Origin of the sequence: Belliella pelovolcani, assembly GCF_900156785.1 — a bacterium.
GTDB classification, from domain to species: Bacteria; Bacteroidota; Bacteroidia; order Cytophagales; family Cyclobacteriaceae; genus Belliella; species Belliella pelovolcani.
Genome location: NZ_FTOP01000009.1, coordinates 1 through 20245, shown reverse-complemented (window position 1 = coordinate 20245; position 20245 = coordinate 1). Strand labels below are relative to the sequence as shown.

General features: G+C 37.2%; 16 protein-coding genes. All 16 read left to right on the top strand.

Annotated features, from left to right (window positions below):
• Positions 1 to 20: 20 nt before the first annotated feature.
• The 16 genes from BW935_RS11085 to BW935_RS11010 all read left to right on the top strand — a co-directional run bounded on the left by BW935_RS11085 (position 21) and on the right by BW935_RS11010 (position 20184).
• The gene (locus tag BW935_RS11085; RefSeq protein ID WP_076501486.1) at positions 21 to 2693 is read left to right on the top strand and encodes a ligand-binding sensor domain-containing protein; all 2673 of its coding nucleotides are present in this window, start codon (positions 21 to 23) and stop codon (positions 2691 to 2693) included.
• Entirely contained in the window at positions 2680 to 3060 is a 381-nt protein-coding gene (locus BW935_RS11080) for a response regulator (protein WP_076501484.1), read from the top strand. The genes BW935_RS11085 and BW935_RS11080 overlap by 14 nt, the downstream gene beginning before the upstream one ends.
• Before the next feature lie 56 nt (positions 3061 to 3116).
• A complete protein-coding gene (locus tag BW935_RS11075) occupies positions 3117 to 7172 on the top strand; it encodes a response regulator (protein WP_084565942.1) in 4056 nt (1351 codons plus the stop codon).
• A gap of 6 nt (positions 7173 to 7178) precedes the next feature.
• On the top strand, positions 7179 to 7997 hold the full coding sequence (locus tag BW935_RS11070; RefSeq protein WP_076501479.1) for a CheR family methyltransferase: 819 nt from the start codon (positions 7179 to 7181) through the stop codon (positions 7995 to 7997).
• Positions 7997 to 8569 carry a chemotaxis protein CheB gene (locus BW935_RS11065; protein WP_076501477.1) on the top strand — a complete coding sequence of 191 codons (573 nt, stop codon included), beginning with the start codon at positions 7997 to 7999 and terminating at the stop codon, positions 8567 to 8569. The genes BW935_RS11070 and BW935_RS11065 overlap by 1 nt, the downstream gene beginning before the upstream one ends.
• A complete protein-coding gene (locus BW935_RS11060) occupies positions 8562 to 10415 on the top strand; it encodes a PAS domain S-box protein (protein ID WP_076501476.1) in 1854 nt (617 codons plus the stop codon). The genes BW935_RS11065 and BW935_RS11060 overlap by 8 nt, the downstream gene beginning before the upstream one ends.
• Position 10416: 1 nt before the next feature.
• Positions 10417 to 10851 (top strand): response regulator, encoded by a 435-nt coding sequence (locus BW935_RS11055; protein WP_076501474.1) that lies wholly within the window; start codon positions 10417 to 10419, stop codon positions 10849 to 10851.
• A complete protein-coding gene (locus tag BW935_RS11050; protein ID WP_076501472.1) occupies positions 10844 to 12322 on the top strand; it encodes an ATP-binding protein in 1479 nt (492 codons plus the stop codon). Before BW935_RS11055 ends, BW935_RS11050 begins: the two co-directional genes overlap by 8 nt.
• 69 nt (positions 12323 to 12391) lie before the next feature.
• The gene (locus tag BW935_RS11045; protein ID WP_076501470.1) at positions 12392 to 14131 is read left to right on the top strand and encodes a PAS domain-containing sensor histidine kinase; all 1740 of its coding nucleotides are present in this window, start codon (positions 12392 to 12394) and stop codon (positions 14129 to 14131) included.
• 91 nt (positions 14132 to 14222) lie between these two features.
• Complete coding sequence (locus tag BW935_RS11040) at positions 14223 to 14657, top strand: response regulator (protein ID WP_076501469.1); 435 nt, start codon at positions 14223 to 14225, stop codon at positions 14655 to 14657.
• Between the two features lies 1 nt (position 14658).
• Complete coding sequence (locus tag BW935_RS11035) at positions 14659 to 15675, top strand: response regulator (protein WP_076501467.1); 1017 nt, start codon at positions 14659 to 14661, stop codon at positions 15673 to 15675.
• Positions 15672 to 16076 (top strand): response regulator, encoded by a 405-nt coding sequence (locus tag BW935_RS11030; RefSeq protein WP_076501465.1) that lies wholly within the window; start codon positions 15672 to 15674, stop codon positions 16074 to 16076. Before BW935_RS11035 ends, BW935_RS11030 begins: the two co-directional genes overlap by 4 nt.
• Positions 16077 to 16138: 62 nt before the next feature.
• Complete coding sequence (locus tag BW935_RS11025; RefSeq protein ID WP_076501463.1) at positions 16139 to 16417, top strand: PAS domain-containing protein; 279 nt, start codon at positions 16139 to 16141, stop codon at positions 16415 to 16417.
• On the top strand, positions 16417 to 18126 hold the full coding sequence (locus tag BW935_RS11020; RefSeq protein ID WP_076501461.1) for a PAS domain S-box protein: 1710 nt from the start codon (positions 16417 to 16419) through the stop codon (positions 18124 to 18126). The genes BW935_RS11025 and BW935_RS11020 overlap by 1 nt, the downstream gene beginning before the upstream one ends.
• A gap of 18 nt (positions 18127 to 18144) precedes the next feature.
• The gene (locus BW935_RS11015) at positions 18145 to 19923 is read left to right on the top strand and encodes a PAS domain-containing sensor histidine kinase (RefSeq protein WP_317044804.1); all 1779 of its coding nucleotides are present in this window, start codon (positions 18145 to 18147) and stop codon (positions 19921 to 19923) included.
• A 9-nt stretch (positions 19924 to 19932) separates the two neighbouring features.
• Positions 19933 to 20184 (top strand): response regulator, encoded by a 252-nt coding sequence (locus BW935_RS11010; RefSeq protein ID WP_076501458.1) that lies wholly within the window; start codon positions 19933 to 19935, stop codon positions 20182 to 20184.
• Positions 20185 to 20245 lie beyond the last annotated feature (61 nt).

Genomic DNA, 20245 nt, shown 5'->3' with positions numbered 1-20245 from the left:
ACCGTAATCACCTGTAAAAAATGATAGCAAAGCAGTTCTTATTGACTTTTGCAATGAAAGTAATCATTTGCTTGCTCTCTGCTCAAAGTCATGCGCAGCAACTTCCTATAGGAAAGGAAGGCAAGCTTTACATGACTCGCTTCTATGACAATCAAAACGGTCTTCCTCAAAATACAGTTTTTGATATCGAAAAGGATGATTATGGATTTCTTTGGATAGCGACTGAAGAGGGCATGGTGAGATTTGATGGATCTACATTTCAAGTGTTCAATAGAGACAATAATCCTTTGGTGGTCTCCAATCTTTTTTACGATGTATACCGAGTAGAAGGCGAAGGTGTATGGGCAGCGAGTGACAATAGCTTAGTATTATTTAATAAAAGTGCTATCAAATCTATAGATGCAAGAGCGGTAATTAAAAATGATATCATACGCTCCATTTCCAAAGATCAATATGGAAGACTATGGGTCAGTACATCAGGAGATCATCTTTATTATTTGGAAAAAGATCAACTTCTGCCTTTTGACGAGTGGGTACCTGTCTCGGGTCGCAGAATTCAAGCCATAGAAGCGGTTGGGGATTTATTGATCATTGGAACCAACAAGGGGCTATACCATTTGAACTTAAAGAATTTGACAACAAAAATAGTCAAAGGCTTTGAAGCTATGGATATAGAAACAATCCATCCTGATGGGGAAAATTATTACTTTGGCACCAAGGGGAATGGATTATTTGCCAGCTACAACAGTGAAATATTTTCCCATCCACTGAATGAATATACTAAAGACACCTATTTTAGTAATCTAAGTATAGACCAAGATGGAGTACTCTATGCCAGTACAAACAACGACGGGCTTTTCCTATTAGATCAAGAGTTTGTCCAAAACATAGACATTGATAATGTTGATGAAGATTTGATTCTGATCGTTTTTAATGATGAAGATAATATTTGGTTGGGTCTAAGTGGGGGCGGATTAGTACATATCAAGCCAGCTAGTATCAAAATGCTTTCAAAGGACATTCAGCTTCCAAAAGAATCTATACATCCTCTATATCATCATACAAACGGAGATATCTTTGTTGGCACATACGGTGCTGGATTTACCCATATCAAGGAAGAGAAGTCAAATGTTTTTTCAGAGAAAAATGGCTTAGCAAGTGATTTTATCTTGTCTATTTATGGCAGAAATGATGATTTGTATTTGGGCACTGCTGGAGGTCTTAGCAAATTCCAGATCTCTACACAGAAATTCATACCCATACCAGAAATCAACAATCAAATCAAAGGAAGTGTAGTCACAACCATTTACAGAGATCTGAAAAATAATATCTGGATCCTAAGTAATGAAGGTGGTGTTTACATACTGGACCAAAAGAATAATCTGAGATCAATTGCCATTCCTGAAAAATTCAGTCATACAGAACTCAATTCCATATTTGAAGATTCCAAAGGAAGAATCTGGATTAGCACTTTTGCTTCTGGATTGATTTGTATAGCAAACTATCAGTATCAAAAAGACTTTCAGCTGCCTTCAGCTGAGCATTCAAATATGATTTTCAGCATTTATGAAGATCCTGAAGGAAGTCTTTGGTTTGGGACTGAGATTGGACTTGCTTATTTTGATGAAGAAAAATTCAAAATAGTAAAGCCTGAAAATGGTCTTAAAACAAAAGGCCTATATGCATTGCAACCTGATGATCACGGTCATCTATGGATGAGTAGCAACTTTGGTTTATCCAGCATCCCTATCGAAGACCTTTTGGCTTTCAAAAAATCTACTGATAAAAGATTCCTGCTCAGAGTCAAGAGATACAACCAATCCCATGGAATGGCTAACCCAGAATGTAATGGAAATGTATTTCCTTCCTCCATCAAATTACCCAATGGTTCATTATGGTTTCCAACTATAAAAGGCGTAGCCATCGTCGACCCTAAGAATATTATTTACGACGATCAAGAGATTGAAATTCAAATAGAAGGTATACGTATCGGAGATCTATTCCTAAGTGAAAACCAAAAGATTATCATTCCGCCAGGAACATTCAAATTTGACATAATTTTCACTTCCATCGATTTTGAAGATCCTGAGAATACACAGTATTACTACAAGTTTATCAACAAAGACATGGAATATGTCCCCATTGGTAGTGGTAGAGTCATCAACCTTACCTCCATAGAGAGCGGTAATTACACTGTCGAAATCGTAGGCTATAAATCTGGTAAGTGGTCAAAACCAGCAACGATTAGCTTTAGTGTAGAATCATTTTTCTTCGAAAGTAATGCATTCAAACTCTTGATTGCATTATTCACCTTTTTGGCAGGCGCTCTGAGTATATTTATTTTAAGAAAAATTAGTAGAGGCATTAAGCTAGAGGAATTAGTTAAGGAAAGGACTAAGGAACTGGAGCATTCCACTTCAGAGCTTCAAAGAGCATTATCCAATATAGAACAGCAAAACCTTAAACTAAGAGAAATCACTTGGCAACAATCACATATTGTGAGAGCGCCATTGACCAGAATCATGGGAATATTACATTTGCTAAAGAATTCAGATAACTTCAAACACCTTAACAAAAGCAAAGAAGAGCTCTTGCAAGAATTGGAAGATAGCCTGATAGAAATGGATGACATCATCCGAGCAATACATAAGAGTTCCGAAAAAACAGAAGATAATCCAAATGAGCAGAACTGAGGTATTGATCATAGACGATGACCCTGGAGTACTATTCTACCATGAGTTGATGGTCAAGGAAAGTGGGCTATCAGAAAAGCCGTTGACATTCAATAATGCAGAGAAAGCATTGCATTATATCAATTCCAAAAGGTTTGAGGACATAAATCTTTTGATATTTTTAGATTTAAACATGCCGAAGGTGAGTGGCTGGGAGCTTCTGGATACCTTGACCAAAGGTAATTTTAAGAATATTGATCAAGTAATCATCGTCACCTCTTCTCTCAGTCTGTCTGATAAGGCTAAAGCAAAAGAGTACAAGCTAGTGAAAAATTTTTGGGAAAAACCCTTGACAGAGAAAAATTGTAAATCGCTAATGGACTCGTAATGATATAGGTTTTTTAATCTTTAATTGATATTTTTAGGTACTTAGCACTATGTACCATGAAGACATTTCGAGATCTATCTATTAAGACAAAACTATTTGTTCTTTTCTGTCTTTTATCCATTCCTCTCTTCTATTTTACATCAAAACTCCTTTGGGAAGAATATCGATTTACCCAGGTCATGTCTCGCTCGGCAGACAAGCTCACAGAAGTGCAACTCCTTACAGACCTATTACAAAAAATTGAAGTAGAATGGGTGGTAGGATATGATTACTACCTCTCCCCTTCATCAAGTGCCCTTCAAAAATTTGAAAACGAAATAGAAAGGACAGATCAAGCAATTGAAAAACTGATCAAGCATGGGCGAAAGACCAATAGTAATCTGTCAGAAACAGTCATGCTAAATAGTCTTAATCAATTGCGAGAGGACTTCAAAACAACAAACGAAGATCCTTTATCAATCAGAAGTTTGTTTAATCAAATCACCAATTTTTTGATAAATGAAATAGATAATTCAGGTGAACTTGCAGAAAACACAGCCATCAAAAGCAGAATCAATGAAATATTCCATTTATCTAGTGCTAAGGAACAGCATGCCTCTATTAGGTTTTTGATCAAAACGCTTCTGCTAGCCGAAACGGATCAAAACGCTTTGATTGCTAAAACCCAAGCGGCTAGTGACCTTTTTGATTATCACCTATCCAAATTCAAAGCAAGTATCAGCGAAGAGCAACTCATTCAGTTCTACACTCATTTTTCAGCTCCTGAAATGGATCAATTCATTGGCGCAAAAAATGAAATTCTTAGCAATTCAAATACAAATTCTATTTCTTACACCCCAGCACAATGGACAGATATCTCTATCAAAGGGTTTGATAAGCTTTTCCAATACGAGACTTCATTTATTGACATGGTAATCCTTGAAATAGACTCCATGATTAGAAAATCTAAGGCTCGCTTCAACTTGATATTGACCGTGGCAATAATTGTATTTGGCCTTACACTTTTACTCGCCTTTTACCTTACACAATATATCGCCAACAATCTCCAAGAGCTGACCAATTCTGCAGAAAGAATCAGTAAAGGAGAAACAGCGGTTACGCTCTTCAATACAAGCAATGATGAGTTAGGAAGACTTTCACTTTCCTTCAATTCTTTGATTCAAAATGCACAAAACCTCAGTGATGCAGCTATTTCAATTGGAAATGGTGATTATCAAGCAAACATTCAAGTCAGAAGTGATCAAGACAAGCTGGGGAATGCGCTCGTCCAAATGAGGAATAACCTCAACAAGCTATCCTTAGAAAATCAAATGCGAAATTGGTTGCTTTCTGGTAATTCAGAATTGAATGACACCATCAGAGGCGACAAAGAACCCAAGCAACTCGCCGATGATGTCATCACTCAGATTTGCAATTATCTTGAGGCGAACATGGGAGCTATTTTCATGCTTGATGGACACACTTACAATCTCTTTGGTAGCTATGCCTATCTTCCTAAATCAGACTACAGTAAAAGCTTCGAATCTGGAGAGGGACTTTTGGGGCAGGTTGCAGTAGAAAAGAAGCCTATGATCATCTCAGATATACCATCAGACTATATCAAGATCAAAAGTGGCTTGGGAAATGCACTACCCAACAACCTCCTACTCTACCCGATTATCTTTGACGAGCAAGTCTTAGGCATAATTGAATTAGGCACTTTAAAGACTTTCGGTCAAAAAGAGCTTGAATTGATGCTGATGGTGGGAGAAAACTTAGGCATTGCATTCAACTCAGCTTTTTCAAGAGAAAAAATGAGAGAACTTCTTGAAGAGACTCAGAGACAAGCTGAGGAACTTGAAACACAGCAGGAAGAGCTGAGACAGACCAACGAGGAGTTGACTGAAAAAACCGAAATGCTGCTCCGCTCCGAAGCAGAGCTAAAGACACAGCAGGAAGAACTTCAGCAAACCAACGAAGAGTTGGAAGAAAAGGCCAATCTACTTCAGGAGCAAAAAGAGAGGCTTGAAAATGCCACTAACGAACTGGAAACTAAAGCACGAGAATTGGAGATTACAAGTAAGTACAAGTCAGAATTTCTGGCAAATATGTCGCATGAATTACGGACTCCCCTCAATAGTATTCTGATACTTTCACAGCTGATGGCTGAAAATAAGAATAATCAGCTAGCAGAAAAAGAAGTGGAATTTGCTAAAAACATCTACAGCTCTGGCACAGATCTATTGGCCCTGATCAATGAAATTCTTGATCTTTCCAAAGTTGAAGCTGGCAAAATGGAGTTGGATATTGAACAAGTAGCAGTCTCGGAGATCATTGGAGATCTGAAAACCATGTTTGTAGAAGTAGCTCAAAACAAAAACATCAATTTCGAACTCAAGCAATCATTGACCGATATTCATGCGTTACAAACAGACCGCTTACGCTTAAATCAAATACTCAGAAACCTACTTTCTAACGCTTTCAAATTTACACCGAAAGGTGGCAATGTCTCTTTCGAAGTATTACAAACCAAAAGCTCCCAAAAATTCAGAAGTAAAAAACTACAAAACTGTGAAAATGTACTAGCTTTCAAGGTAAAAGATAATGGCATCGGGATAGCAGCAGAGAAGCTAGGGATTATTTTTGAAGCCTTCCAGCAAGCTGACGGCAGTACTAAAAGACAGTATGGAGGAACAGGTCTTGGGCTATCCATCAGCCGGGAACTAGCAGCGGCCCTTGGAGGTGAAATAGAAGTAGAAAGCATTTCTGGTTCTGGCAGCGTTTTTACCCTATACCTGCCTGAAAATTACATAGAGAGTAAGGACACTTTCCCAAAAGACCCATCCATTTCCAAGGAGTCGATTCAAAATCAATCTAGCTCTCACTTTCAAATTCCAACTTCCAAGCAAGAGAAAAAAGAGCATGATATCGAAGATGATAGAGATACTATTCAAAAAGGAGACAAGGTGGTATTGATCATGGAAGATGATGAGGTGTTCGCGACAACACTTTTGGAATTTGTAAGGAGCAGAGGATTCAAAGGTATCGTAGCTACACAGGGTGATATTGGAATCAGTCATGCATTGAAATATTCACCCTTAGCGATCTTACTAGATCTCAAACTCCCAGTCATCAATGGTGAAGAAGTACTAAAAATGCTAAAAAGCAGTCCTGAATTGAGACATATTCCTGTACAAATCATTTCGGGACAAGACAAAAAAATTGAGACACTGACAGCGGGGGCTTTCGATTTCCTCAAAACACCTGTTGACCTAGCCTCGCTACAAAAAGCCTTTGACAAGATTGCTGATTTCTATCAAAGGAAAATCAAGAAACTGCTTATCGTGGAGGATAATTCCACGCAAAACACAGCTATCAAGTCCCTGATGGAGGGCCATGATATTGAAATTCATAGTGCATTTACAGGAGCAGAAGCATTGACTTATTTCGAAAAAGAAAAATTTGACTGTGTGATCATAGATCTCGGACTTCCTGACATCAGTGGCATTGATCTTATTGAGCAAATCAGGCAAAACAAGGAGATCAATCAGACTCCAATCATTGTCTACACAGGTAAAGAATTGAGTAAAGAAGAACATCAAAAACTTCTCAAATTAGCCAATAAAATTGTAATCAAAACTGTAGAAAGTAATGAAAGATTGCTAGATGAAACCATGCTTTTCTTGCATCGTGTGGAATCAAAGCTCCCAAAAGAAAGACAAATCAACTTCAAATCAGTACCTAAAAGTGACGAAGCACTAAAAGGAAAACGAGTATTGGTTGTGGATGATGATATCCGAAACATTTATTCCCTCACCAATTTGCTAGAAGAAGAAGGTGTCATCTGTCATACTGCTGAAAACGGAAAGGTAGCACTAGATGTACTGCATCATCTGAAAGATGTGGACTTAATCTTAATGGACATCATGATGCCCGAAATGGATGGCTATGAAGCTACCAAAGCTATTAAAAACATCCCCAAACTTTCAAAAATCCCAATCATCGCCTTAACAGCCAAAGCCATGAAAGGTGATCGAGAAAAATGCCTCAATGCTGGAATGTCTGATTATATTTCAAAACCAATCGATATTGATCAGTTGCTCTCTTTAATGCGGGTTTGGCTTTACAAGTAAGATGATATGGAATTAGAAGAAGTAGAACTTCGTGAATTTTTAAATAAGCTTTATTTGAATTTTGGTTATGACTTTAGAGATTATGCACAAGCTTCTCTCAAAAGAAGAATTTGTCATTATCTACAGCTCAAAAAAATCAACTCGCTTTCAGAGTTGTGGGACAACATTACATCTGACAATGCTGCTCTTGAGCAGATGATTCAAGAAATATCTGTCACGGTCACTGAGATGTTTCGGGATCCTTCTTTTTTCAAGAGTCTCAACAAACATGTGATTCCGAGACTCAAAACTTATCCATTTTTCAAAGTGTGGGTGGCAGGTTGTGCCACTGGAGAAGAGGCTTACACAATAGCCATCATTTTAAAAGAAGCTGGCTTGCTAGAAAGAAGCATCATCTATGCTACAGATATCAATCAACGATCTTTAAGAAAAGCAGCTGATGGTATTTTCCCTATAGACTCCATGAAAAACTACATTGCTAACTATCAGCAATATGGAGGATTGGGAGATTTTAGCCAATATTATTCTGCCAAATACAATTCAGTCATGATGAATAAGGAGCTTAGTAAAAACATGGTCTTTGCTCCTCACAATTTGGCAGTAGACAGTGTATTCAATGAATTTGAATTGATCATTTGTAGAAATGTTTTGATCTACTTCAATCAAACATTACAAAATAAGGTAATCAATTTATTCTATCAGAGTTTATGTGATTTTGGATATTTGGGCTTAGGAAGCAAGGAGTCGCTACTCTTTACGGACAAAAGAAAAGAATTTACCGAAATAGATCGCAAAGAGAAATTATTCATGAAAACGGCTAAATAATGAGGGAATTCAGAGTCATAGTGATCGGGTGCTCGGCAGGTGGCTTACAGGCCATGATGCAGATAGTTCCTGAGCTTCCAAAAGAATTCCCTATTCCCATTATTTTAGTACAGCATAGAGCAAAGGAACCTAAAGACTTACTTGAAGAAGTTCTCCAACACAAAACCAAGCTCAACGTAAAACAAGCTGACGAAAAGGAGAAAATCCTCCCGGGTTACTTGTACATTGCTCCACCAGATTACCATCTACTTATCGAACAAGACGAGACCTTTTCTCTGAGTAGCGATGAACCAGTACAATACAGCCGTCCATCCATAGATGTACTTTTTGAATCAGCCGCATCAGTTTATGGAGCAGGGCTTTTAGGAATCATCCTCACTGGGGCAAACCAAGACGGGACGTATGGACTGAAAGCAATAAAATCAAAGAATGGATATACAATTAGTCAAAACCCAAAAGAGGCCGCTTTCCAATTGATGCCTGAGAGTGCTATTGCATCAAACGCTGTAGATCAAGTACTTAAACTACAAGAGATCAAGCAATTTTTAATAAATTTAACGAGCGATGTATAAGCCTGTCAAAGAAACCATATTGATCGTAGATGATAAGCCGGGGAATATCCTAGCCTTGGAAGCATTGTTGGAAACTAAAGAACGAAGGATTTTTCATGCGCTCACGGGCAATGAAGCCTTAAAACTTGCCTTAGACCAGGAGATTGACCTGATTCTATTGGACATCCAAATGCCGGAAATGGATGGCTTCGAGGTAGCTCAAATCCTAAAAACAAATAAAAGAACGAGAGAAATCCCTATTATATTCATCACCGCAGAGATCATTGATTCTAAAAATATCCTCAAGGGCTATGAAGAAGGTGCTGTGGACTATTTGACCAAGCCATTAGATCCACAGCTGGTCAAAGCAAAAGTGAAGGTACTACTCAGGCTTCAAACTCAAAAAAAGGAGCTCGTCCAACAAAACCTTATTCTCGAAAAATACAATCTCTTGATCAACAATTCAGCCGATATGATTGGGGTGATTGACCGAAAGTCGCTGAGGTTCGAACAAGTCAATCAGGCAGTAGCTGAAATCTTGTACTACGATGAAACTGAGCTATTGAAATTGGACTTGCTCTATCTACATGACAAATCCAATCATCAATACTTAAAAAATCTCAGTCAGCAAGAGGAGGAGTTGATCAATTTTGAAACTTGGATTTTTACCAAAAAAAGAGAACAAAAATGGCTGCATTGGAAAATCAGAGTAAAGGGTGAAAAGTGGTTTTTTAATGCACGAGATATTACCGAAATCAAGAAAAACCAAAGGATAAGAAGCTACTTAGCCACAGTTGTCAAGCAGTCTAACAATGCCGTGTACATTTCTGACTCTGATGGCAATATCATATCCTGGAACATCGGTGCTGAAAAGATCTACGGATACTCAGAACGTGAGGCCTTAAAAATGAAAATCTGGAATATCATACCAGATATTATCAAACCCGAAGCCAGTCTCTTGATGCAAAAAATCCTCACAGGAGAAAGAATCCTAGATCTTGAAACCAAAAGGATCAATAAGTTTGGAAAACTGATCGATGTACTTTACTCTGCGACGCTACTGGACGAGGGAAAAAAAAGTACAGAGTCATCTATTGCCATTACTGAGCGAGATATTACTCAGCAAAATATTGCAGAAGAAAAGATCAAGAAACTAAATCAAGACCTACAAGATAATGTGGCACAATTAGAATTCTCAAATCAGGAACTTGAATCTTTTTCCTATTCAGTTTCTCATGACCTAAGAGCTCCACTAAGAGCACTTTACGGCTATGCTCAGATCATAGAGGAGGATTTTGGAGAAGAGTTGAGCAAGGAGGCAAGGAAGTACTTGGATAATATCAAAAGAAATGCCCATCGAATGGGAATATTGATTGATGATTTGTTAAATTTATCACGTCTAGGAAGAAAGAACCTAGACAAAAATAAGGTTGATATGCACCAAATGGTAAATGAAGTGCTTGATTCCATAGATAAAAATTTCAGAGGAAATACAATAGTTATGATAGATACACTCCCACCCTGTCATGTTGATTATACACTTTTCAGACAAGTTTGGGAGAATTTGATATCGAATGCCATCAAGTACTCCAGCAAGAAATCCCAGCCCGAGATACATATCTATTCTGAAAATTCAGATGAAGAAATCACTTACCATATCAAAGACAATGGAGTAGGTTTTAACATGGCTTATGCTGACAAGCTTTTTGGAGTTTTTCAGCGCTTACATAGTGATCAAGAATTCGAAGGTACAGGAGTGGGTCTTGCCATCGTCAAGCGAATCATCAACAAGCATCAAGGAAAAATTTGGGTTGATTCTCAAGAAGGTATTGGTACAACATTTTCATTCACCTTACCAAAAAACTAAAATGGTAGCGATAGATATTTTATTGGTTGAGGACAATTCCAGCGATGCGGAACTGAGTTTGAGAGCTATCAAAAAATATGATTCTGGCCTTCAAGTTTTGCATTTAGAAGATGGTGAAAAAGTGCTTCATTTTATTAAAAATAGTAAAGACAAATACAACATCAACTCCCTCAAATTGATTATCTTAGATTTGAAAATACCGAAGATCAATGGTTTAGAAGTTCTAGCTTTTATCAAGGAGTCAAGTCAGTTCAAAAACACCCCAATCGTCATGTTGACTTCTTCCATGGAAGAAAAAGACATAGAAGCTGCATTCAAAAAAGGTGTCAATAGTTATTTGGTGAAGCCGATGATCTATGAAGAATATACCAAAATGATGCACGAGATGTTACAGTATTGGATTGATTACTATCACAATTCCCAGCAAGATGAATAAATTAAAAATTTTGTACCTAGAAGATTCAGAAGATGATATCAACTTGGTGAGTCGGGTCTTAAAAAACTCCAATTTGGACCATGAGTTAATAACTGTAGATACTAGAGCTGATTTTGAGCATTATTTGAGTTCTGAAACAGTGGATACTATTTTATCAGATCATACACTTTTTCAATTCAATTCTAGAGATGCTCTGAAGATTTTTAAAGAAAAGCAATTGGACTGCCCGTTCATCTTAGTGACAGGTACGGTTTCTGAAGAATTTGCAGTAGAAATTTTAAAAGATGGTGCCGATGACTATGTACTCAAGGACAGGTTACAGCGACTTCCAGTAGCGATCGAAAATGCACTCAAAAAGAAAGGAAATGAGAAGTCCAAAAATAAAGTCAATTCAGAAAATCAGCTGATTCTTCAGCTGCTCAACAATGTGTCTGATGAAATCTATGTGATGCACTCAGACACCTTAAATTTCACCTACGCCAACCAAGGAGCAATTAACAACTTAGGATATTCCAAAGAAGAGTTGCTTGGCATGACCCCATTTGATCTCAAGCCTAATATCAGCCATGCCCAGTTTAGAGAAATGGTGGCGCCTATGGTAAAAAGGGAACAAGAAACCATCAATTTTCAAACAGTTCATAAACGAAAAGATGGATCTATTTATCCTATTGAAGTAGTGCTTAAGTATCAAGATATCAATGGACAGACTTATTTTGTAGCCACAGCAAGGGACATATCTGAACGCTTGGCTACAGAAGATAAACTTCAAAGACTCAATTTTGAATTACAAAATTCAAATGAAGAACTTGCCAAGTTTGCATCAGTGGCTTCCCATGATATGCGCGAACCACTGAGAATGATCAAGAGCTTTTTGGATCTTTTGGAGCGTAAGTATGGACAGGATTTGGATGATAAAGCAAAAACCTACATCCATTATGCAGTAGATGGATCTGAGCGACTCACCGCCTTGATCAATGACTTATTGACCTACGCGCGAATAGATGGCAATGACAGTCAAATCAAAAATGTAGACTGTAATGAAGTGCTAAATGAAGTCATTGAACTTTATGGTTCAGTGATTGAAGAAAAGAATGCGAACATTCAATCAGAATTGCTGCCCACTATCAGAGGAAAAAAAATCCCAATCAAGCTAGTATTTCAAAACCTCATCAACAATGCATTGAAATACCATGCCCCTGAAGTAAAGCCTGAAATTAAAATCAAAGCTAAATCATTGCCAGATCATTGGTTATTTTCTATAAGCGATAATGGCATAGGGATAGAAAAAGCTTATCATGAACAAATCTTCCATGTTTTCAGAAGGCTACATCCAAAAAATGAATATGGTGGCTCTGGCATGGGACTTGCGATTGCTAAGAAGATAGTGGAACAACACCAAGGTGAAATCTGGGTTGAATCTGAGAAAGGTGAAAACAGCACATTTTATTTCTCAATAAATAAAACCCTCTGAGTCTTGTATCAGGCGCTTTTTGACATATCGCCAATACCATCTTTGATTATTCGGCAAGAGTCGGGCATCATGAAATTAATTGCTTGCAATGAAGCTTTTTGCGAGTGGGCAGATTGTCATGATCAAAACTTTGATCTTTGGCCGATAGATAGCGCCTTGTCTCCGCATCTCGAAAGTAATCAACTGGAAGAATTGGGCCATCTTTTAGATGTCGTGAATGAACGAGGGAAAACAAGGTTTTATAATTTCATCAAGAATTCTGCACAGCTAGAGGAGTTTAAAATTGAGATTAAAAAACTATCAAATGAAAATCAAGATTTAGCCTTATTTATTCAGCCCATCCACCCCAGCGGTAATAAATTGAAATCCATTTTAAACAATATCCCAACTGCTATCATAGACGTGGGTTTAGATGGTAAGATATTGGGATGCAACCCCATCACCTTAGATACTTTAGGTTCTGAAAATTACGCCGATATACTTGGTGTTAATATTCTTAAATTCTTCCATGACCATGATAGGTCTGTTGCTAATGAAATCATTAAGAGCATAGATCATTTTGAAAGACTAGAAAGGGAACTTCGAATCATAGACTTGAAAGGGAATAAAAAATGGCTCTCCATAACAGTCACTCCATTGTTTAACAAAGAAGGGAAAGTCATTTCTATTTTGAGCATAGCCAAAGACATCACCGACGAAAAGAAAGCTCTGAGAGCGCTCAAGAGAGAGAAAGAACTTACTCAAACGCTAATTAACAATGTACCCTCTTTATTTTTCTTATTTGACCAAAAAGGAAAACTCCTAAAATGGAACGGCTATACCGAAACTGCTACAGGTTATTCTCATCAAGAGTTTTCCAATCTGCCAAATGTATTAGACCTTATCTTAGAAGAAGATAGAACCAAAGTTCAGGAAGCCATACTGAAAGCCTATGAATTAGGAAGTTACCAAGTAGATGCCTATCTGGAACATAAAACAGGTGCACCAACACCCTATCTTTTCAAAGCCAAACCAATCATCTACCGTGGGCAACCATGTATTATTGGAACTGGGGTAAATATCAGTACAAGAAAAGAATTTGAAGAGGCACTTTCGGACAAAAACCAAGCGCTGGAGGCTGCAAATCAAGAACTTAATACCTTTGCTTCCATGGTCTCACATGATTTGAAAGAGCCACTTAGAATGGTCAAAAGCTTCATGGAACTCCTTGACAAAAAATACAGTGACAATCTTCCCGAAAAAGCCAAGCAATATATTCAAATATCAAGAGATAGTGCGATCAAGATGCAGGACTTGATCACAGAAATGCTTAATCATGCAAGGCTTGGCTATGTAGATCAAGCCAGAGAAACCTTCAATCCAGAAGTACTGATCCATGAAATCAAAGAATTGCATCAAGCTCAGATTGACGAGAAAAACATGAATCTTACTGTCCATCCTCTCCCTATGATAGAAGCATCAAGAACTTCAATCAAGATTGTCCTTCAGAATCTGATCAGCAATGCCTTGAAATATAGCGCTGAAAAAGCAACACCAGAGGTAGAAATCTCTGGAAAAGACTTGGAAGATTATTGGGAGTTTACAATCAAGGATAATGGCCCGGGAATAGCCAAGAAAGATCAAGAATTGATATTTCTCCTTTTCACAAGAACCAAAGCCTCAGGGAAATATCAGGGGATAGGAATGGGACTGGCCACTTGTAAGAAAATCATCCAACAACATGGTGGTCATATATCAGTTGAATCAGCCCTTGGTCAAGGTGCCAAATTCACCTTTACCATCAAAAAATCACCTGAAAATTTTGCTTAAACATGTGATAAGCCAAACTTTTTAGTATATTCGGATAGTACAATACTGATTTAAAATTTGGGATAATCACCTCAAGAATCACAATATCAATATGAAAAATGTCCATATTTTACTGGTGGAAGACAACGAGGGTGATATCCTTTTGACACTAGAAGCATTAGAAGAAGCCAAGATGAAAAACACCATCAGTGTAGTCAAAGATGGTGAAAGAGCAATACAGTATGTAGAAAAAATCGGTGAATACGAAGATGCTTTACCGCCAGATCTAATCATTCTAGATGTAAATCTTCCTAAACTAAATGGTCACGAGGTTTTGCAGTATTTTAAAAATAGTGAAGCGTATAAGCACATACCTATTATCATGCTGACTACTTCATCTTCTCCAAAAGACATCAATGAATCATATAAAAATCATGTCAATTGCTACATTACAAAACCAATCGATGTGGATGACTTTATAAAAGCAGTAGTAAGTATTGAGAACTTTTGGTTATCCATTGTAACTCTACCCAACAAAACCAGCTAATATGAACGAGAAGGAAGCATTGATGCGGATATTGGTTATCGAAGACAATATGGGGGATTTTTTGCTCATTTCTGAGTATTTGGAGGAAGAGTTTAATTACTTAGAAATCGAACATACCAGTACCTGTAAAGAAGCCCTCACTAGAGATACTTCAAAATACGATGTGATCCTCTTGGACCTGAGTCTTCCTGATCGAAGTGGAGAAGAGTTGGTGACTGAGATCTTAAAATTTGCCGGAAATATCCCTGTAATCGTACTGACAGGCTATTCAGATAGGAACTTTGCTATCAAGTCCATTGGGATGGGTACTGCGGATTATTTGTTAAAAGATGAACTTAAATCTGACATTCTCCAGAAAAGCATCACCTATTCCATTGAGCGTAAGAAAGTTTTCAATCAATTAGAAGATTCTGAGAAGAGATATAGAGAACTGTTTCATTTAAGTCCCCTTCCAATGTATGTTTTTGACAAGGAAACTTTCAAGTTTCTAGATGTCAATAGGGCAGCAATTTCACATTATGGGTATAGTAAGGAGGAGTTTTTGGAAATGACTGTATTTGACATTCGTCCTGAATCAGAAAAGGATAGAGTCATGGAAACCATAGCACAAAATGAGGAGCTTGAAGGAAGAAAAAACCCTGGTGTTTTCAAGCATCTCAAAAAAAATGGAGAACAAATCGATGTAGAAATCAGCTACAATGACTTGGACTTTGAAGGAAATCCAGCCCTACTGGTCTTAGCTAATGACGTAACCTTAAAGTTTCAATACATCAGTGCCATAGAAAAGCAAAATGAGAAGTTAAAGGAAATCGCTTGGATTCAGTCGCATGTGGTTAGAGCCCCACTAGCAAGATTGATGGGTTTAGTCAACTTGATCAATATGACTGATGATGATGATCCAGATATAGACAAAAAAGAAATGATGCAGCATATCCTCAACTCAACAGATGAATTGGATAGAATTATCAGAGATATTACGAATAAAACTGAGCAAATCAATATAGATTCCCTAAAATGAAATACGATATTTTAATTGTTGACGACGAAGATATTATCATCAAACTCGTCAGACACCTACTTATTAAAAGTGGACTGCACCATGATCCACAAGGTTTTCTGACAGGTCAAGATGCTTTGGGCTATCTGAACAATCAAAAAGACAGTAATAATCCCCAAATTATCTTATTGGATATCAATATGCCTGATTTCGACGGTTGGGATTTCTTGGATTTTATCCCTTCCATGGGATTAGATTTCCCCGTGTATGTTGTCATCATCACCTCATCCATCAATAAATCCGATCGTATCAAAGCTAGTCAGTATGAATTAGTGGCAGGTTATATAGAAAAACCAGTCAGCATGAAAAATATGGAAGAAATCAAGGCACTAGAGCCATTATCCTCATTATTTAATACTTAAGGTAGCCTTGATATAGCTTTCAGGAGATTGACCTGTGTGGATTATTTAAAATTATATATCAAATGCCTCAACAACCTGACTATTCCACCTTGTTTTTTCTCAACCCTCTCCCCTCTTGGGTATATGACCTGAATACTTTTGAATTCTTGGAAGTCAATGATGCCGCTGTAAAGCATTACGGCTATACCAGGGAAGAATTTTTGAACATGAACCTAAAAGATATCAGACCTGCATCAGAACTTCCCAAGTTGAAAAAAGCCATTCAGAAGGCAAAAAAGAGTACAGGTAATTTAACATTTGGAGAGTTTATCCATTTGAAAAAAATAAAAGTCAGCTATTGATGGCTGTCAATGGACACCGCTTAATATTCGGTGAAAGAGATGCTGTTTTGGTAATTTGTAGAGATATTACTTTTAAGAAAAAAGAAGAGCATCACCTCAAATTACTAGAAAGTGTCATCAAGCATACCAAAGATGCTGTGATGATTACTGAAGCAGAACCTTTTGAAGAACCTGGACCAAAAATCATTTTTGTGAATGATGCTTTCACCAAAATGACTGGTTATTCTGCCAAAGAAGTAATAGGACAGACACCAAGAATTCTTCAAGGTCCTAAATCTGATAAAAAGGCATTAGCTAACTTAGGTAGCGCATTGAGAAATTGGGAATCACATGAGATTACGACGGTCAATTATAAAAAAGACGGAACACCTTTTTGGATCAATTTTTCTGTATCACCCGTCGCAGATGAATCAGGTTGGTACACCCATTGGATAGCCATAGAGCGGGATGTCAGCAACTTAAAAAACCAAGAGCTTGAAAAGCAACTTCTAGCAGATATCAGTGAAGTTTTTCAGCAATATGATAATCTCAATGAATCTTTGAGAGAAGTTTGCAAAGTAATTGCAGATTTTGGTGAGTTTAGCTTAGCTGAAGCTTGGCTGCCTAATCTTCAGCAAACAGGGATATTCCAAAGAGCGAAGTACTTTACTGATCAAGCCGGTGAGGTATTTTTCACAAATAGTGAAATATTTAGCTACTTCGAGATGGGTGAAGGATTACCAGGGGCAGTATGGGAAGAAAGGAAACCAATTATTTGGGACAAGAGTCAAATCAAAACCAATTTTATCAGACAAGAAGCAGCTACTAGAGCAAATATTAGATCCTTACTTGGTATTCCATTACTACATAATGCACGGGTGATTGGTGCTTTGGTAATCGGTAGTACAAAAGAAGACACTTACTTACAACCTTTTAAAAATCTATTTTATAGACTAGAGCAGTTTATTGGTTCTGAAATATTTAGGAAAAGACAAGAAGAAGAATACAAGGAACTATTCAATGCACTTCCAGATTTGATTTGTATTACCAATTTTGATGGAGCAATTCTCAAAGTCAACCCTAGTGGCTCTCAAATGCTCGGCTACGAAATCGAAGAATTAATAGGGAAAAACTACCGAGAACTACTACATCCAGAAGACCTAATCAAAACCAATCAAGAACATAGTCAGGTGGTCAACAATGAAGTCAGTGAGGTATTTGAAAATCGGTATATCACTAAATCTGGGGAAGTTATCTGGCTCAGCTGGAACTCAATCATCAATGAGGAGGAAGGTTTGATCTATTCTTCTGCAAAGAATATTACGCTTGAAAAGAAGTTAAACAGGTTATATGAAGAGACGGCCGCTCTTTCTAAGACAGGGAGCTGGGAAATTGATCTGAGTACGAATAAAGTATTCTTTTCCGAGGTCACTAAAGAGATTCATGAAATAGACCTTCATCAAGATTTATCTATTGAGGAAGGAATAGGTTTTTACAGGGAAGATTTCAAAAGTATTATCAAAGAAAAGGTTGAACATGCGATATTGACTGGAGAACCCTGGGATTTGGAAGCAGTAATCATGACAGCTAAAGGCAATGAAAAATGGGTAAGGTCCATCGGTGAAGTTGAGTTTTTAAATGAAAAGCCTATTCGTGTCTTTGGTAGCTTCCAAGATATTGATGAACAAAAGAAAATTATCTCACAGAAGGAAAACTTACTGAATACTTAGGAGAGTAGTCTTAATGAAATTTACATTTTTGATGCCAAAACTCTCAAGTTCAATTATGTGAATCATTGCGCATTGTTGAATTTGGGTTATTCCAGCGAAGAAATAAAAGAATTGACACCTGTTGATATCAAACCAAATTATGCCCTTGATGATTTCAAGAAATTAGTCGCTCCACTAATTAATCATCAAGAAAATAAAATTGTCTTTTTCACTATCCATCAGCGTAAGAATCAATCAACCTATCCTGTTGAAGTTCATTTGCAGCTTGTAGAGGAAAGAGGAATTCAAGAGTTTTTGGCGATTATATTGGACATCACTGATCGTAAAAAGGCAGAGATAGACATGCTTAATGCTTTAGAAGAAAAGAAGAAAATCCTTGAGAGTATTGGAGATGCCTTTTTCGCAATGGATAAGAACTATAAAGTTACCTATTGGAATCAAACTGCTGAGAAGTTATTGCATGTCAAAAAAGATAATATTCTCAATAAAAACCTTTGGGACGTATTCCCTGACGCTATAAACCTGCCATCATACCATAATTACAAGAAAGTAATGGAAACAGGCGAAGCGATTACTTTTGAAGATTATTATGGCAAATGGTTCGAAGTCAACGCTTATCCAGCAGAGGATGGTATAAGTGTGTTTTTCAGAGATATAGATTATAAAAAGGAAGCTGAGCTTGAAATTCTAAAAGCTAACGAACGATTTCAAAAAGTTGCCCAAGCTACGGCAGATGCTATTTGGGATTGGGATATTGCCAATGATCAGTTTTATAGAACAGATGGGTTTGAAGCGCTATTTGGTTACGAGGTAAAGAAAAACTTCAAAGAAGCCGAATTCTGGCAAGATAGTTTTTATCTGGAAGATATTCCTAAAGTAAAAGGAAGTCTAAAAAAAGCACTTGCAGATACTACTCAGGAGTATTGGCAAGCAGAATATAGGGTTCATCATCAAACTGAAGGTATCAAAACAGTGATAGACAAAGGAATCATCATTAGAGATGAATCTGGAAAAGCAATCAGGATGGTGGGGGCTATGACGGATATCACAGAGAGGATCAAACAAGAGCAAGCAGTAAAAGAACTCAATATCAAGCTTCAAAAACATATCAAGGAGCTAGAGTTGAGTAACGAACAACTAGAACAGTTTGCCTTTATCAATTCTCATGATCTTCAAGAGCCTTTGAGAATGATCACGAGTTTTATGAATCAATTGCAACGGAAGTATGGTGGTGTATTAGATGAAAAAGCACATCAATATATCCACTTTGCAACTGATGGTGCTCGTAGAATGAAACAGATCATATTGGATCTATTAGAATATTCTAGAGCTGGCAATGCCATGGAGGACCAAATAGAAATTGATTTGAATGAGCTTTTTGCTCAGTATAAAATACTCAGGAGGAAGGTGATTCAAGAAAAAGATGTCCAATTCATCAATCATGGCTTGCCAAAAATAATGGGACCAATAGCAGCTCTGACTCAAACACTTCATTCTCTCCTAGACAATGCGGTAAAATATACTAAACAAAACGAGCCTCCTTTGATTGAGATTAGTGCTCAAGAAGAGTCTGATCATTATATCATTCAAATCAAAGATCATGGAATAGGCATAGATGCTAAGTTTTTTGATAAGATTTTCATAATTTTCCAAAGACTACACGATAAGGAGCAGTTTGACGGAACAGGCTTAGGCCTTGCAGTCGCAAAAAAACATGTAGACTCTTGGGGAGGGAAAATCTGGGTTGAATCTACCTTAGGTAAGGGTAGCAGTTTTTACTTTACTATTAAAAAATAAAAAAATCATATGGAAGCAGTTCATATATTATTGGTAGAGGACAATGAAGGAGATGTAGTCTTGACACTTGATGCATTTGAAGAAAGTAAAATTTTGACCAATATCAGTGTGACTAAAAATGGAGAGGAAGCGCTTGATTTTTTATTTCAAAGAGGAAAACATCAGAATGCCCAACGACCTGATTTGATTCTTTTAGATATCAACTTACCCATCTACAATGGTCACGATATAATACTCCCCAAAATTGAGACCAGAGGTTAAGTTAAAAAAAACCGTTTAAATTTAACCTTATGAACAAGCAAACAAGACGAAAGTTTTCTCC